This window comes from Streptomyces sp. NPDC038213 (genome assembly GCF_055600495.1).
The window spans coordinates 66377-82747 of sequence record NZ_JBVJYM010000018.1 but is presented as its reverse complement, the minus strand read 5'-3'; the positions used below and the strand labels follow the sequence as shown (position 1 = coordinate 82747).

Genomic DNA, 16371 nt, shown 5'->3' with positions numbered 1-16371 from the left:
GGTCCTCCCCCGTTTTTGCAGGTCAGGAAGAGGTTTATGGATCAGTAAACGCCTGTGAACGGCCCTTCGGCCCTGCCGGAGGGGGCTTTTTCGGGGCCCCCGCCTCCGCTTTTGGGTGTCGAATTGAGGCATCAGGACATCAGGAAAAACGGGTCGCGAGAAGGAGTTCCTGCGATGGAGGCCAAGGACAGGGTGGACGTGCTGGTCCGGGACGCGCTCAAGGCGCTCGACCGGTTCGAGGCGTTCGACCAGGAGCAGGTGGACCACATCGTCAAGAAGGCCGCACTGGCCGCGCTGAGCCGCCACGGCGAGCTCGCGCAGCTCGCCGTCGAGGAGACCGGCCGCGGTCTCTTCGAGGACAAGGCCGTCAAGAACCTCTTCGCCTGCGAGCACGTGGTCAACTCCATGCGCGGGCTCAAGACCGCCGGCGTGGTCCGCCGCGACGAGCTCAACGGCATCACCGAGATCGCCGAACCGGTGGGCGTGGTCTGCGCCATGACCCCGGTCACCAACCCGACCTCGACCACGCTCTTCAAGGCGCTCATCGCCCTGAAGACCCGCAACCCGATCGTCTTCGCCTTCCACCCCTCCGCCCAGGGCTGCTCCGCCGAGGCCGCCCGCACCGTCCGCGACGCCGCCGTCGCCGCCGGGGCGCCCGAGGACTGCATCCAGTGGATCGAGGAGCCCTCGATGGAGGCCACCGCGGCCCTCATGAACCACCCGGGCGTCTCCACCATCCTCGCCACCGGCGGCAACGCGATGGTCAAGGCCGCCTACTCCTGCGGCAAGCCCGCCCTCGGAGTCGGCGCCGGCAACGTCCCCGCGTACGTGCACAAGAGCGCGAAGCTCGGCCGCGCGGTCCACGACATCGTGCTCTCCAAGGCCTTCGACAACGGGATGATCTGCGCCTCCGAACAGGCCGTCATCCTCGACCGGGAGGTCTACGACCAGGGCATCGCCGAATTCCGCCGGCTGGGCGCGCACGTGGTCACGGCCGCCGAGAAGACCAAGCTGGAGGAGTACGTCTTCGGCACCACCGCGTACGCCGCCGACTGCGCCGGGGGCAAGCTCAACCCCGCCGTGGTCGGCAAGTCCGCCCGGTGGATCGCCGAACAGGCCGGCTTCACGGTCCCGGAGGGCACCTCGATCCTGCTGGCCGAGTGCACGGAGGTCGGCGAGGGCGAGCCGCTGACCCGGGAGAAGCTCTCCCCGGTGCTGGCCGCCCTCAGGGCCGAGGACACCGCCCACGGCATCGAACTGGCCGCGCAGATGGTCGAGTTCCACGGACTGGGCCACAGCGCAGCCATCCATGCCGAGGACGAGGAGCTCGTCGAGGAGTTCGGCAGGCGGGTCAAGGCCGTCCGCGTCATCGCCAACTCCCCGTCCACCTTCGGCGGCATCGGCGACGTCTACAACGCCTTCCTGCCCTCGCTGACCCTCGGCTGCGGCTCCTACGGGCACAACTCCGTGTCCAACAACGTCAGCGCGGTGAACCTGGTCAACATCAAGAGGATCGGACGGCGCAACAACAACATGCAGTGGTTCAAGGTCCCCCCGAAGATCTACTTCGAGCGCAACTCCCTGCGCTACCTGGGCGAGATGGAGGGCATCAGCCGGGTCTCCATCGTCACCGACAAGACCATGGTCGCCCTCGGCTTCGTCCAGAAGGTGACCGACATCCTCCACTCCCGCGAGGGCTCGGTCGCCGTCCAGGTCATCGACAGCGTGGAGCCCAACCCCGAGCTGTCCACCGTCCAGCAGGGCGCCGCGCTGATGCGCGAGTTCCGCCCCGACACGATCATCGGCCTCGGCGGCGGCTCCCCGATGGACGCCGCGAAGATCATGTGGCTGATGTACGAGCGCCCGGAGGTCGAGTTCGCGGACACGAAGGAGAAGTTCTTCGACATCCGCAAGCGGGCCTACAAGTTCCCCTCGCTGGGGGAGAAGGCCAGGATGGTGGCCATTCCGACCACCTCCGGCACCGGCTCCGAGGTCACGCCCTTCGCCGTCATCTCCGACCCGGCCGCGGCCCAGAAGTACCCGCTCGCCGACTACGCCCTGACCCCGGACGTCGCCATCGTCGACCCGGTGCTGCCGATGGGCCTGCCGGCCTCGGTGACCGCCGACTCCGGCTTCGACGCCCTCACCCACGCCACCGAGGCCTACGTCTCGGCGTACTCCAACGACTACACGGACGGCCTCTGCCTCCAGGCGATCAAGCTGATCTTCGGGAACCTGGAGCGGTGCGTCACCGACGGGCCGAACGACCCCGAGGCCCGCGAGAAGATGCACAACGCCTCGACCGTCGCCGGCATGGCCTTCGCCAACGCCTTCCTGGGCCTGGTCCACGCCATGGCGCACACCCTCGGCAACACCTTCCACGTCCCCCACGGCCGTACCAACGCCCTGCTGCTGCCGCACGTCATCCGGCACAACGGCACCGTCTCCCACAAGGCCACCCCGTGGCCGAAGGCCGAGGTCTACCGGGCCCCGGAGCGCTTCCAGGAGATCGCCCGGGTGCTGGGCCTGCCGGCCGCCACCCCCGCCGAGGGCGTCGAGTCCTACGCCCGGGCCGTGGAGGAGCTGCGCACCCGGTGCGGGATCCCGGCCTCCTTCGCCGAGGAGGGCGTGGACGAGCAGGCCTTCCTCGCCGCCCTGCCCCAGCAGGCCGTCAACGCCTACGCCGACCAGTGCGCCCCCGCCAACCCGCGGATGCCGATGATCGACGAGATGCAGCAGCTGATGAAGCAGGCCTACTACGGCAGCGCGGAGGCCGTCCCGGCCGCCGCCGGCGGGAACTGAGGCGCCGCCGCCACCGGAACTCCGCGCACAGCGGAACAGCAGGAGCCCGCCCGGGAAGCTCAGGCCCGGGGGGGCTCCGGCGCGTCCGGGGGTTCAGGCCCCGGCGGGCTCCGGCAGGTCCGGGGCCCAGGCCCAGGCGGGCTGCCCCGGCGGCGGGGTCAGCGCGAGGGCCAGTACCACAGCGGCTCGTCCAGGGGCCCCTCCCGGCCCGCCACCTGCGTCTGCCCGAACTCCTTGACCAGTTCCACGGTGTGCAGGTCCACCCGGTGCCGCCGGGTGCCCGCCGCCAGGGCCTCGGCCAGCGGCCGGGCGTGGGTCACCACCACCGTCTGGGTGCTCCGGGAGGCCGTCAGCACCAGATCGGCCAGCGGACCCAGCAGATCGGGGTGCAGGCTGGTCTCCGGCTCGTTGAGCACCATCAGCGCGGGCGGCCGCGGGGTGAGCAGGGCCGCCGCCCACAGCAGGTAGCGCAGGGTGCCGTCGGAGAGCTCGGCGGCGCCCAGCGGCCGCAGCAGCCCCGGCTGGCGCAGCTCCAGCTCGAAGCGCCCGCCCCGGTCCTGCACCGAGATCCGGCTGCCGGGGAAGGCCGCCTCCACCGCCGCGTCCAGCGCCTCGTGGTCCCCGGTCTCCCGGATGGTCTGCAGCGCGGCCGGCAGGTCCCCGCCGTCCGGCCCCAGCACGGGGGTCCGGGTGCCGACCCGCGGGGTCCGGGCCGGGGCCCCCGCGTCGGTGCGCAGGTGGTCGTAGAACCGCCAGGACCGGATCCGCTCCCGCAGCGCCAGCAGGTCGGGGGCGAGCTGCGGATCGGCCAGCTCGCTGAGCATGGAGTCGTACGGGCGCAGCCCGTTGTGCGTACGGTGCCAGCCGCCGTCCGCGGTCCGCGTGCGCACGGCCGGCCCCGCACGCTCCGAGAGCACGGCGGCCGGGCGCAGCACCGGGCCCGCCCAGGTGGACTCGCGCTTGATCTCCGGGTCGAGGCCGAACAGGGACTCCGAGGAGGCGGAGGGGTGCCCGAAGTCCACGGCGTACCCGAAGTCGTCCCCCGCGAAGCCCAGCCGCAGGCTCACCGGCTCCCCGCGCACCGTCCCCTGCACGGGGGTCCCGCGGCGCAGCGCCCCCGCGGAGGTCTCCGGGCCGGCCCACAGGGTGGACGGCAGCCCGCCCTCCCGGGCGAGGGCGGCGACCGCCCCGCCGCGGGCGGATCCGGCCAGCAGCCGCAGGGAGCGGTAGAGGCTGGACTTGCCGGTGCCGTTGGCACCGGTGACGACGGTCAGCCGGCCCAGCGGGACGATCAGGCGGCGCAGGCTGCGGTAGTTCTCTACGGCGAGGGTGGTGATCACGTCTCCGGGTGTTCCTCCGGGGCCGGGAGGGGGCCCAACGGCAGGACGGGCAGGCCCCGGGCACCGGCGGGGATCCGCCCCGCCGGTGTGCAGGCCGGCTCCTGCGGACCGCGGCGGACCGGGCCCCAGGGGCCGCGGGCCCGCCGGGATCCGCAGGAGCCGGCGCGGGCGGCGCCGGGGGCGGCCGGCGGGCCGGTCCGGCCCGTGCCCCGCTCCCGGACCGCCTCCCCGGTGGCACCGTGCGCCGTCCGCAGGGGAAGACGGCCGGGGCCGGGGCGGGGGTTGCCTGCGGGGCGGGGCGGATCCGCCGGCGCCCTCCGGGCGGGCGGGGGAGCGCCCGCCGGGCGGGGGCGCGGAGCGCTGCTCACCGGGCCGCGGACGCGGCGCCCGGGTCCGCGGCGGCGCCGTCCGCGCCCGCGTCGGGCAGTCCGCTGCCGACGGCCGGGCCCGGGCGGCCCTTGCGGAAGACCGCGCAGGCCAGGGTCACCGCCGCGCTGAGCACGGCCCAGGCGGCGAGGACCAGCATCGGACCGCCCGCGTCGTTGCCCTTGAAGTACGCGATGGAGCGGGCCGCGTAGGTGCCCGCGCCCGGCGGCAGTGCCGGTCCGATGTCCCGCCAGAAGGCGGGCAGCAGCGGGTACGGGTAGGCCCCGCCCGCGCTCGGGTTGCCGAGCACCACGACCAGCAGGATCGCCAGGCCGATGCCCACCACCCCCGCGAGGCCCTGGAAGGCCAGGGTGATGGCGCCCACCGCGAAGACGAGCAGGGTGCCGAGCCCCCACAGGCCCCAGATGCTGCCGGGCAGCGCGCCGAGCACCGGGCCGGCGATCACCGCGCCGAGGAGTCCGGCCACGACGGCGTACGCGAGGAGTGCGGCGAGCCGGATGACGGCGCGGGCCGGGTTGGCGGGCCGGGCCCCGGCGCTGATGGCGAGGATCGCGGCGCACAGGTAGCCGCCCACGCACCAGCCGACGACCAGGTAGAAGGAGGACAGGCCGCGGGCGTCGCCCTTGTCGGCGGGGGCCACGTCCACCACCCGTACCGTGCGCCGCTGGGCCGCCTCGGCCAGGCCGACCACCTGTTCGACGGCCTGGGAGAGCGAGGCGCCGGCGCCGCTGGCGACCAGCAGCCGGTCGGTGGTCCCGGCGGGGTCGATGATCAGGGCCCCGTCCACCTCGCGGTTGAGGACCTGCTGCCGGGCGGCGCCCTCGTCCGGGGCGGACCGGGGGTCGAGGGGGTCGCCGGGCAGGCCGGCGAGCTGGGCCACCGTCCGCTCGGTGAGCGGGGCGGCGGGGCTGACCACGGCGAGCGGGATCTCGTGCGGTTTCGGCTGGTGGAAGGCGCCGATGTACGAGGTGATGAAGGCGAGCTGGAGCGCCAGCACCCCGATGACCAGCAGCGCTGCCCGGGCGGTGACTGCGTCCTTGATCTCGCCGAGGAACCCTCGGGAAGGGGCTGGATCGGTGGGTGTCATGGCACCACGCTCGGGGGGCCGGGGCGGGTGCGCAGCAGGGGAGGGCCGAACGGATGACCGGCTGCTGGACGGCCGTCGCAGTCTGTATCGAACATGTGTGTCGTACGAGTGTTCGAAACTGGTCTATGGTGGAGGGAGGGGAGAGAGAAGGGGGAGCCGGTCATCGAGGGAAGCCGGAGGCGTGGATGCCCGGTTTTACGCATCTGCACACCGTTTCCGGGTTCTCCGCGCGGTACGGAGCTTCACACCCGGAGCAGCTCGCCGCGCGCGCATCCGAGCGCGGCATGGACGCCCTCGCCCTCACCGACCGGGACACCCTCGCCGGCGCCGTGCGCTTCGCCAAGGCCGCCGCGCGGGCGGGCATCCGCCCCCTGTTCGGGGTGGACCTGGCCGTGGCTCCGGACCAGACGCCCCCGGCCGCTGCCGGGGCCCCGCAGGGCACCGTGCGCCGCCGCACCCCCGTCAAGGGCGGGGCCTTCGTCGACGAGTCCGCGCCGCGCGCCCTCTTCCTGGCCCGCGGCGGCGCCGCCGGCTGGGCCGGGCTGTGCCGCCTGGTCACGGCTGCCCATGCGGCCCGGCCCGCGGCAGGCTCCGCCTCCGGGACGGGCCCGCGCCCCCTGCTGCCCTGGGCGGAGAACCACGGCGAAGGGCTCCTGGTCCTCCTGGGGCCCGGCTCCGAGGTGGGCCGCGCCCTGGCCGCCGGCCGCCCCGACCGCGCCGCCCGGCTGCTGGCCCCCTGGCGGGAGCGGTACGGGGACGCCCTGCGCCTGGAGGTCGTCGACCACGGCCGGGCCGGCACCGGCCCCGGCTCCCTGCGGCTGGCCGCCCGTACCCTCGGCTTCGCCGCCGAGCAGGGCGTGCCCGCGGTGCTCGCCAACGCCGTGCGGTACGCCGACCCCGGCCAGGGGCCCGTCGCCGACGTGCTCGACGCCTCCCGCCGGCTGGTCCCGCTCGACCCGCGCGGCCCCTTCGACGGCGGCGAGCGCTGGCTCAAGGGCCCCGCCGCCATGGCCGCTGCCGCCGAGCGGATCGCCGAGGCGGCCGGCGGGCGCCGCGCGGAGGCCCGGGCCCTGCTGGAGCGCACCCGGCAGGACGCCGGCTCCTGCCTCGTCGACCCCGGGGACGACCTCGGCATCGGCTCGGTGCACTTCCCCGAGCCCCGGCTGGTCGGCGCCGCCCGCCGCACCGCCCAGCGGGTGCTGGCCTCCCGGTGCGCCGCGGGCATGGTGCGGCGCGGGTACGCGGACCGCCGCCCGTACTGGGACCGGATGCACCAGGAGCTCGACGTCATCGCCCATTACGGCTACGCCACCTACTTCCTGACGGTCGCTCAAGTCGTTGACGATGTACGGGATAGGGGGATCCGGGTGGCCGCCCGCGGATCCGGGGCCGGCTCACTGGTCAACCACCTCCTCGGGATCGCCCACGCCGACCCGGTCGAACAGGGCCTGCTGATGGAGCGGTTCCTGTCCAAGCGGCGGCCCGTGCTGCCCGACATCGACATCGACGTGGAGTCCGCCCGCCGGCTGGAGGTCTACCGCGCGGTCATCGACCGCTTCGGCGCCGAGCGGGTCGCGACCGTCGCCATGCCCGAGACCTACCGGGTCCGGCACGCCATCCGGGACGTGGGCGCCGCCCTGTCCATGGACCCCGCCGAGACCGACCGGCTCGCCAAGGCCTTCCCGCACATCCGGGCCCGCGACGCCCGTGCCGCCCTGGCCGAGCTCCCCGAACTGCGCGGCGTGCGGAGCCGGACGGGCGGACCGGAGCACGAGCGGCTGTGGCAGCTCGTCGAGGCCCTGGACGCCCTGCCGCGCGGAGTGGCCATGCACCCGTGCGGGGTGCTGCTCTCCGACGCCTCGCTCCTCGCCCGCACCCCCGTCGTGCCCACCAGCGGGGAGGTGCCCCTCGGGCCCGGTCTCGGCAGCGCCCCGCTGCCGATGTCCCAGTTCGACAAGGACGACGTCGAGGACCTCGGGCTGCTCAAACTCGACGTCCTGGGCGTACGGATGCAGTCCGCGATGGCGCACGCCGTCGCGGAGGTCCGGCGCGCCACCGGGCGGGAGCTCGACCTCGACGACCCGGCGCAGGTGCCGCCGGACGACGAGGCGACCTACCGGCTGATCCGCTCCGCCGAGACCCTCGGCTGCTTCCAGATCGAATCCCCCGGCCAGCGCGACCTGGTGGGACGGCTCCAGCCCGCGACCTTCCACGACCTGGTCGTGGACATCTCGCTGTTCCGGCCCGGCCCCGTCGCCGCCGACATGGTCCGGCCCTTCATCGAGGCCCGGCACGGCCGCGCGCCCGCCCGCTACCCGCACCCGGACCTGGAGGGGCCGCTGCGCGAGACCCACGGGGTCGTGGTCTTCCACGAGCAGGTCATCGAGATCGTCGCCATCATGACCGGCTGCGGCCGCGCCGAGGCCGACCGGGTGCGGCGCGGGCTGTCCGACCCCGGCTCCCAGGGCCGGATCAGGGTCTGGTTCGCCCAGCAGGCCGCCGGGCGGGGCTACGGGCCCGAAGTGGTCGCCCGTACCTGGGAGATCGTCGCGGCCTTCGGCAGCTACGGCTTCTGCAAGGCGCACGCCGTGGCCTTCGCCGTCCCCACCTACCAGTCCGCCTGGCTCAAGGCCCACCACCCGGCCGCCTTCTACGCCGGGCTGCTCACCCACGACCCCGGCATGTACCCGAAGCGGCTGCTGCTCGCGGACGCGCGGCGGCGGGGCGTGCCGGTGCTGCCGCTGGACGTGAACCGGTCGGCGGTGGCCCATCGGATCGAACTGGTGTCCGATATGGTGCCGGGCGGGGGGCCCGGAGCGGTGCGCGACGTGCCGCCGGGGGCGGTGCCGGGGGCGGCGGGCGCCTCCCGGTGGGGGCTGCGGCTGGCCCTCGCCGACGTCCACGGCATCACCGGGGCGGAGGCCGCCCGCATCGAGGCCGGCCAGCCGTACGCCTCCCTCCTCGACTTCTGGGAACGCGCCCGCCCGGGCCGCCCGGTCGCCGAACGCCTCGCGCAGGTCGGGGCCCTGGACCTCTTCGGCGCGAACCGCCGGGACCTGATGCTGCACCTGGCGGAGCTCCACGGCTCCCTGCGGGCCGCCGGTACGGGCCGGGGACGGGGCCGGGGATCCGCCGGCGGCGGGGCGCAGCTCCCGCTCGACGGCGGGCGGCGCACCGGGCGGCTCGGCCTGCCCGACCTCAACGAGGCCGAGCGGCTCAGTGCCGAGCTCGGCGTCCTCGGCATGGACGCCTCCCGGCACCTCATGGACGACCACCGGGCCTTCCTCGCCGAACTCGGCGCCGTCCCGGCCCGGCGGCTGCGGGAGGCCGCGCACGGGCAGACCGTCCTGGTCGCGGGGGCCAAGGCGGCCACCCAGACCCCGCCGGTCCGCTCCGGCCGCCGGGTCGTGTTCACCACCCTCGACGACGGCACCGGCCTCGTCGACCTGGCCTTCTTCGACGACAGCCACGAGGCCTGCGCGCACACCGTGTTCCACTCCTGGCTGCTGCTGGTGCGGGGAGTGGTGCAGCGGCGCGGGCCGCAGAGCCTGAGCGTGGTCGGGGCGGCCGCCTGGGACCTGGCCGAGCTGGTCGAACTGCGGCGCGCGGGGGGTCTGGAGGCGGTGGCCGGCCGGCTGTCCGCCGCCGACGCCCCGCCGGGCCCCGAGCCGCCCGCCGACCCCTCCGGGCGGCGCATCCGCCTGCCCACCGGGTACGAGCTGAACCCGTGGGCCGACCTCCAGCCGCCCGGAGCCGGGCCGGCGACGGGCCGCAGACTGTGGCACGCGAGCCCGGGGAGCGCGGGATGACCCCGTCCGCCCGGCCCCGGGGCTCCGCACCCCTTCCCCGCGCCTCAAACGCCGGCGGGGCTGGGTTTGCCCGGGTCCGCGCCTCAGGCGTGGAGGGCCCGGGGGAGTGGGTGTTCAGGAAGGAGGTGGGGCGGATGGTGTTCTGTGTGGTGTGCCGGGGCGGTGGGGCGGCCGGTTACGACGGGCTGCTCGCCGTGCTGGCCGGGCTGACCCCCGCCGTCCGCGCCCTCCCGCCCGACACCGCCCTCGCGGACCTCTCCGGCGCGCTCCGCTACTTCGACCGCACCCCCGAACAGCTCGCCGCCCTCCTGCGCGTCAGGGCCCTCGCCCTGTACGGCGTGGACTGCGCGATCGGGATCGCGGGCAATCCGATGCTGGCCGGGATGGCCGCCCGGCAGGCGCGGACCGGGCAGACCGTGGTGGTCCCCGAGGACCCGCAGGCCGTACGGGAGTTCCTCGCGGCCCAGCCGGCCGCCGCCCTCGACGGGGTCGGCCCCGCCACCGCCCGCACCCTGGCCGCGTACGGCCTCGGCACCGCCGGCCGGATCGCCGCCGCCCCGCAGGCCGCCCTGCGGCGGATCCTCGGCGCGCGCGCCGGGCGCGAGGTCCACGAACGGGCCCGCGGGATCGACCGCACGCCGGTGGTCCCGGGCGCCCCCGCGCCCTCGCTGGCCGCCGACCGCTCCTTCGACCGGGACGAGACCGACCCGGCCCGGCACCGGCGCGCCCTGCTCTCCCTCACCGAGGAGCTCGGCGCCCGGATGCGCACGCAGGGGCTGGTCTGCCGCTCCCTGGTCCTCACCGTCCGCTGCGCGGACCGCAGTTCGGTCGTCCGTACCCGCACCCTCGCCGAGCCCACCGCCCACTCCGCCGCGCTCACCGCCACCGTGTACGCGCTGTACGCCGGGCTCGGCCTGCAGCGGGCCCGGGTGCGGGTGCTGTCCCTGCGGGCCGAGGGGCTCGTACCGGCCGAACGGGCCGCGCAGCAGCTGAGCTTCGACCCGGAGGACGACAAGGCCCGCCGGCTGGAGGAGGCCGCGGACCGGGTCCGGGCCCGGTTCGGGCCGCGGGCCGCGATGCGCGGCACCCTCGCGGCCTGAGGAGCGGCGGCGCGGGAGGCACGGCCGCCGGCGGTGGCGACACGGGAGTTTTTACCGACGCGTAACTTCCCAGTTTTGCTACCCGCCCGTAATTTGGCGGATGCAGCTCACCTTGTGATCCGGATCACGGGCGAATCCCCCATCGCGCCTCCCCTCCCCCCGCAAGGAGTTCATCCGATGCTGCCCTGGAGACGACTGCTCGGGTCCCTGACCGCCCTGCTCCTGGCCGGAGCCGTCCTCACCCCCACCACCGCCCAGGCCGACACCACCGCCACCGCCCCCACCCGCGGCTGGAACAACTGGTCCTGCAAGCCCTCCGCCGCCCACCCGCGCCCCGTGGTCCTCGTCCACGGCACCTTCGGCAACTCCGTGGACAACTGGCTGGGCTTCGCCCCCTACCTGGTGAACCGCGGGTACTGCGTCTACTCGCTCGACTACGGCCAGCTCCCCGGAGTGCCCTTCTTCAACGGGCTCGGCCCCATCGAGAAGTCCGCGCACCAGCTCGACGCCTTCGTCGACCGGGTGCTGGCCGCCACCGGAGCCCCGGAGGCCGACCTCGTCGGGCACTCGCAGGGCGGCATGATGCCCCGCTGGTACCTGAAGTTCCTCGGCGGGGCCGACAAGGTCAACGCACTGGTCGGGCTGGCCCCCGACAACCACGGCACCACCCTGCTCGGGCTCACGAAGCTGCTGCCCTACTTCCCGGGGGCGGAGGACCTGATCAGCACGGCCACCCCGGGCCTCGCCGACCAGATCGCCGGCTCGGAGTTCCTGACCCGGCTCAACGAGGGCGGCGACACCGTGCCCGGGGTCGCGTACACGGTCATCGCGACCCGCTACGACCAGGTGGTCACCCCGTACCGCAGCCAGTTCCTGGAGGGGCCCGGCGTCCGCAACGTCCTGCTCCAGGACCTGTGCCCGCTGGACCTCGCCGAGCACGTGACCATCGGGCTCACCGACCGGATCGCCTTCCACGCGGCCGAGAACGCCCTCGACCCGGCCCAGGCGGAACCGACCACCTGCGCCTCGGTGTTCGACACCGACTGAGACGCGGGGCGGCCGGTCCGCTCACGCCGGCCGCCTCAGCCATCTCAGCCGTCTCAGCGGCTGTGGCGGCCGCCCGCGGTCCGGCGGCGCGCCGTCGTCAGCAGGACCGTCGCGCCGAGGGCCACGATGCCCGTACCGGCGATGGCGATCAGCGGGGTGGCCGAGCCGGCGCCGGTCTCGGCCAGGTCCCCGGAGCCCCCGGGGAGCGGGGACGCGCTGCCGTCCGTGCCGGGGTCGTTCCCCCCGGCGGAGCCGCCGGTGCCGCCTTCCGTACCGCCCTCGGTGGCGGAGGGTCCGGTGGGCGTGCCGGTGGGCTCCGCGCTCTCCGTCGCCCCGCCCCCGCCGCCGTGCCCGCCCCCGCCGCCGTGCCCGCCCGCACCGCCGTGGTCCCCGTGCCCGCCCGAGGCGGTGGGTCCGGGGGCGGGCACGGTGGGCTCCGAGCCGCCCGAGCCGCCGGAAGCGCCCGAGCCGCCCGAGCCGCCCGAGGTACCCGAGCCGCCCGAGGAGCCGCCCGAGCCGGAGCCGCCCGAGCCCCCGCCGTCCTTGCCGAAGACCACGTCGGAGCAGGTGTAGAAGGCCTCCGGGCTGTCCGAGCGCTGCCAGATGCTGTAGATCAGGTGCCGGCCGGACCGGCCGGGCACGGTCCCGTCGAAGACGTACTCGCCGCCCCGCATCGACGGGTCGGTGACCGTGAGGAAGGGCTGGGCCTCCAGGTCGGACCACTTCAGCGGCTTCGAGGGGTCGTACCCCTCCTTGGTCACGTACAGGGAGAAGGTGCCCTTGTGCGGGGCGGTGCCCCGGTAGCGGAAGGTGTGCGCGCCCGGGGCCATCCGGCTGGCGGGCCAGTCGGCGCGGGGCAGGTCCAGGCCCCGGTACTTGTCCCGGCCCGCCGAGCACAGCTTCCCGTCGGGGATCCGGCCCCGGTGGTTGCCCGCCGCGTCGCCGATGTTGACCTCGTTCCAGTCGTAGAACGCCTGGGTGCCGCTGGCCGCCACGGCGGCCCTGCACGCCGCGGACTTCGGCGCCTCGGGGCCCTCGGCGTGGCAGGCCGCCACCCGGCTGACGGGGTCCGTCATCGACCCGTGGGCGGCGGCGGGCGCGGCGGCGAAGGCGGCCAGCGCGAGCGGCGCGAGACCGAGGGCGGCGGCGGTGGCGGCCGTGCGGCGAGCGGACATGGCGGATCTCCTTCGGGCGGTGCAAGCACTGCAAGTCGGGGGTGCGACACGCAAGTTAGCCGCCCGGCCGGCCCGGAAACGGGGCTCCGGGCCGGTCGTGGAGATCCTTAGGGCTCGCTTAATGCGGAGGTAAGCGGGGCCTCAGACTCGGGCTCCCGGAGGGTTCCCGGGCGCTCAGGGGCGCCCCGGAGCCCCCGCCGCCTCAGGAGGTCGCCAGCGCGAACCGCCGGACCACCTCGATGCTGAGGTTGTCGTACGCCGTGAAGTACGGGGCCGCGGTCAGCTCCGTGCCCACCGCGTCGTCCCGGGAGACCACCCGCGAGGCCCGCGCCGTACGGTCCAGCTCCGGGCCCTGCGCCCGGCCCAGCCGCACCCGCCGGGTCACGCCCTCGGCCTGTACGTCGAGGAAGCAGTCCCAGACCCCGGGGGCGATGGGCCCGCCGCCGTCGACGGTGGCCAGGTTCATGTCCGCGCGGAAACCGGCCGTGCCCAGGTCCAGCCCGCGCCGCTCGCCGTCGGCCGCCAGCTCGGGGGAGGGGCAGGCCGCGGCGGGGGCCGAGTGCTCGGCGCCCGAGACCCGCTCCCGCAGCACCAGCCGGCCGCCCTCGGGGGAGGCCCCGAGCAGCTCGACGTACGCGTGGCCGGTCAGCCGGAAGCGGCCCTCCTTCCAGACCATGCCGTCCAGCCGGTGCCGGGCCTTCAGCTTCGCCGTGACGTCGTACAGCTTGTCCGGCAGCCCGGCGGCCGGATCGCGGAACAGCGGGAAGCGGCGGTAGACCCGCCCGCCGTCCACGAACAGCTCCGCGGGGGTCTTCGCGGGGTCGTACGCCGCCAGCTGCGCGAAGGAGTCGAAGCGGCCCTGGGTGAAGCAGAACAGCCGCAGCAGGTCCAGGACGGACAGCTCGCCCGCCATGTCCGGGGTCCAGTACGCCTCGCACAGCGCGCGCCCCCGCTGGTAGACCTCCGAGGTGAAGGCCGGGTCCGCGGAGTACGCGAGGGCGGCCGGCACCAGGGCCTTGGCGACCAGCGCGCGGAAGTGCCGGCCCAGCATCCGGCGGCGGCCCACCCGGTCGGAGACCCGGTCCGAGACCATCCGCATGACCCGCTCGATGTGCTGGACGGTCTCGTTGGCGGTCCGGTGCCGGGCCGTGATGTTGCGGCCGTCCTCGCGGCGGCGCAGGAAGTAGCAGTCGTAGTCGCCGACCACCGAGATCTTCCGGGCGGCGAGGTAGGCGGCCGTCACGAAGAGCTGGTCCTCGCCGAACCACAGGTCCTCGGGGTAGCGGATCCCCTCGCGCTCCAGCAGCTCCCGGCGGACGAGCTTGGCGCTGTGCAGGGAGCGGTAGACCTCGGAGGTGTAGAGGTCGGCGCGCTCGGCGTGCCGGTGCGCCTTGTCGGGGACCGCGCGGCCGAGGCCGACGAGCTTGCCGAGCACGAGGTCCGAGTCCTGTGCGTCCGCCATGGCGAGGAGCCGCTCCAGGGCCTCCTTGCCGAGGTAGTCGTCGGAGTCGACGACGTACACGTACCGGCCGCGGGCGAGGTCGAGGGCCTTGTTCCGCGGGGAGCTGGGGCCGCCGGAGTTGGCCTGGCGCAGCACGCGCAGCCGGGGGTCGCGGGCGGCGAACCGCTCCAGTTCGGCCCCGCTGCCGTCGGTGGAGCCGTCGTCGACGGCGATCACCTCGTACCGGGAGGACTCCAGCGACTGGGACAGGACCGATTCGAGGCACTCGGTCAGGTAGGGCATCGCGTTGTACACGGCGATGACCACGGAGACGTCGGGTACGGGCCCCTGCGCGGGCACGGGCACGGGCGCGGGTGGGGGTACGGGGGCGGCCAGGGGCGGCAGGTGCTGCGGTGCGGGCGGGTACGGCGGTACGGGGGCGGGTCGACCGGGCTCGCTCGGCGGAAATATATGAGGAGAAAAGGAGTTCATGTTCCGGAATTTCCCTTTTCTGCGGAGCGCGTGCGGACGGTGTGGTGGAAAGTATGACCGTACCCTCGGACCCCATGACCGTCCGACCTCGTCCCGCCGCCCCCGCCGACCTGGCGGCCGTCCGCGCGATCACCGACTCCGCCTACGGGCACTACGTCGAGCGGATCGGCATCCGCCCGGCCCCCATGGACGCCGACCACGCGGCGGAGATCGCCGCCGGGCACGTCCACCTCGCCGGGGAGCCGCCGGCCGGGCTGGTGGTCCTGGTCCCCGCCGCGGACCACCTCTTCCTCGACAGCGTCGCCGTGAGCCCGCAGGCCCGCGGCACCGGCCTCGGCCGGCTCCTGCTGGGCTTCGCCGAGACCCGCGCCCGCGAGCTCGGCCTGCCCGAGATCCGCCTCTACACGAACGCGCTGATGTGGGAGAACCGCGAGCTCTACCCGCGCTACGGCTACGAGCTGAGCGGGCGCCGCGTCGACGGCCCGTACGACCGCTTCCACTACCGCAAGCGGCTCACGGAAGCGACTGCCTAGGCCCGGTGGTCCCGCAGGGGCTTCGAGTGGCGGACCTCGGTGGCGCAGAGTTCGTAGCCGAACCACTTGTTGATCGCGAGCATCGGGCCGTTGCCGGCGTCGTTGCCCGTGAAGGCCTCCGTGAGGCCGGCCGCGCGGGCGCGGTGCAGGGAGGCGTTCTTCGCGAGCTTGGCCAGGCCGCGGCCGCGGAAGGCCCGCCGGGTGCCGGTCATCGCCGAGGAGTACCGCCGGGCCCCGTCGGTCTCGGCGGCGCTGAAGGCGGCCACCTCGCCGTCCACCAGCGCCACCATCGTCAGCTCCCGGTCCAGGGCCGGGTTGCCCCAGGTGTGCCGCAGCCAGTCCTCGTAGTCGGACAGCTCCGCGCCCACGTCGCCCGGCTCGTCCGAGGTGGTCTCCGCGTCGGCCTCGAACAGCGGCCGCGGGTCGGCGGCGAAGGCGGCGGCTGGCCGCAGCTCCACCCCCTCGGGGAGGCGCTCCGGCAGCTCCGGGAGGGCGGCGGAGGCCAGGTCCAGGCGCAGGAAGTGCGCCGAGCGGCTGGGCGCGTAGCCGCGGCGCGCGGCGAAGGCCGTGTGCTCCGGCTCGTCTAGCACCCAGGCGTACACGGTGGCGGCGCCCTCGCCCGCCAGGTACTCCTCGGCGGTCCGCACCAGCAGCGAGCCCGCGCCGCGGCCCCGGTGGGCGGGGTCCACGTACGCGTTGACGAAGGACTGGCCCGGCTCTTCGCTGTCGTACGCGATGCCGACCTGCGCGGTGCCCACCACGAGCCCGTCGCCGTCCTCGGCGACCAGGACCCGGTAGCGCTTGTCCGGATGGGCGGACTCCAGCTCGAAGACGACCCCCGGTGCGGTGGCGATCATGAAGGGCAGGGCCGCGCGGCGCACGGCCGCCACGGCCCCGGCGTCCGCGGGGTCGCCGGGGCGGAGGTCTCGAACGATGACGGTCATGGGCGGGGACGCTACGGGCCGCCCCGGCCGGCCGCCTCCGATTTTCCCGCCGGGCCGGACCCGGCGCCCGCGAGGCGACCCCGCCGGATTCCCGCAGGCGGGGCGGGTACGTGCCGCAGGAAGGCCGCGGGTGGGCGAGAATGCGCCGGTGACCGCCAAGACCCCCAACAGCCCCGGCAGCGCTGCCGGTGACGCCGCCCCCGCCGTCCCCGGC

Annotated in this window: 10 protein-coding genes; 5 read left to right on the top strand and 5 right to left on the bottom strand. The window is 75.1% G+C overall.

From position 1 onward, the window contains the following. Positions 1–174 precede the first annotated feature (174 nt). Complete coding sequence (gene adhE / locus ACZ7JZ_RS23325; protein ID WP_470942421.1) at positions 175–2802, top strand: bifunctional acetaldehyde-CoA/alcohol dehydrogenase; 2628 nt, start codon at positions 175–177, stop codon at positions 2800–2802. A 158-nt stretch (positions 2803–2960) separates the two neighbouring features. On the opposite strand, the gene ACZ7JZ_RS23320 is transcribed toward adhE, so the two are convergent. After that, positions 2961–4142, bottom strand: coding sequence for an AAA family ATPase (locus ACZ7JZ_RS23320; protein WP_470942418.1), 1182 nt, complete (start codon positions 4140–4142; stop codon positions 2961–2963). Positions 4143–4506: 364 nt separating this feature from the next. Continuing rightward, positions 4507–5616, bottom strand: coding sequence for a DUF3533 domain-containing protein (locus ACZ7JZ_RS23315; protein ID WP_470942415.1), 1110 nt, complete (start codon positions 5614–5616; stop codon positions 4507–4509). Positions 5617–5801: 185 nt separating this feature from the next. On the opposite strand from ACZ7JZ_RS23315, the gene ACZ7JZ_RS23310 reads away from it, so the two are divergent. The 3 genes from ACZ7JZ_RS23310 to ACZ7JZ_RS23300 all read left to right on the top strand — a co-directional run bounded on the left by ACZ7JZ_RS23310 (position 5802) and on the right by ACZ7JZ_RS23300 (position 11572). Further along, on the top strand, positions 5802–9425 hold the full coding sequence (locus ACZ7JZ_RS23310) for a DNA polymerase III subunit alpha (protein ID WP_470942413.1): 3624 nt from the start codon (positions 5802–5804) through the stop codon (positions 9423–9425). Between the two features lie 134 nt (positions 9426–9559). Beyond that, the gene (locus tag ACZ7JZ_RS23305; protein WP_470942411.1) at positions 9560–10525 is read left to right on the top strand and encodes a DNA polymerase Y family protein; all 966 of its coding nucleotides are present in this window, start codon (positions 9560–9562) and stop codon (positions 10523–10525) included. Between the two features lie 177 nt (positions 10526–10702). After that, entirely contained in the window at positions 10703–11572 is an 870-nt protein-coding gene (locus ACZ7JZ_RS23300; RefSeq protein ID WP_470942408.1) for an esterase/lipase family protein, read from the top strand. Between the two features lie 53 nt (positions 11573–11625). On the opposite strand, the gene ACZ7JZ_RS23295 is transcribed toward ACZ7JZ_RS23300, so the two are convergent. Together ACZ7JZ_RS23295 and ACZ7JZ_RS23290 are read right to left on the bottom strand one after the other, a co-directional pair. Then, complete coding sequence (locus tag ACZ7JZ_RS23295; protein WP_470942405.1) at positions 11626–12747, bottom strand: lytic polysaccharide monooxygenase; 1122 nt, start codon at positions 12745–12747, stop codon at positions 11626–11628. Positions 12748–12949: 202 nt separating this feature from the next. Then, positions 12950–14554: a glycosyltransferase family 2 protein gene (locus tag ACZ7JZ_RS23290; protein ID WP_470942402.1), complete on the bottom strand. Its 1605-nt coding sequence runs from the start codon at positions 14552–14554 to the stop codon at positions 12950–12952. Between the two features lie 200 nt (positions 14555–14754). Here ACZ7JZ_RS23290 and ACZ7JZ_RS23285 point away from each other — a divergent pair, with 200 nt between their 5' ends. Then, positions 14755–15213, top strand: a complete 459-nt coding sequence (locus ACZ7JZ_RS23285; protein WP_470942397.1) for a GNAT family N-acetyltransferase — start codon at positions 14755–14757, stop codon at positions 15211–15213. Here the strand turns inward: ACZ7JZ_RS23285 and ACZ7JZ_RS23280 are convergent. Further along, on the bottom strand, positions 15210–16157 hold the full coding sequence (locus ACZ7JZ_RS23280; RefSeq protein WP_470942395.1) for a GNAT family N-acetyltransferase: 948 nt from the start codon (positions 16155–16157) through the stop codon (positions 15210–15212). The two genes, ACZ7JZ_RS23285 and ACZ7JZ_RS23280, sit on opposite strands and share 4 nt — an antisense overlap. Positions 16158–16371 lie beyond the last annotated feature (214 nt).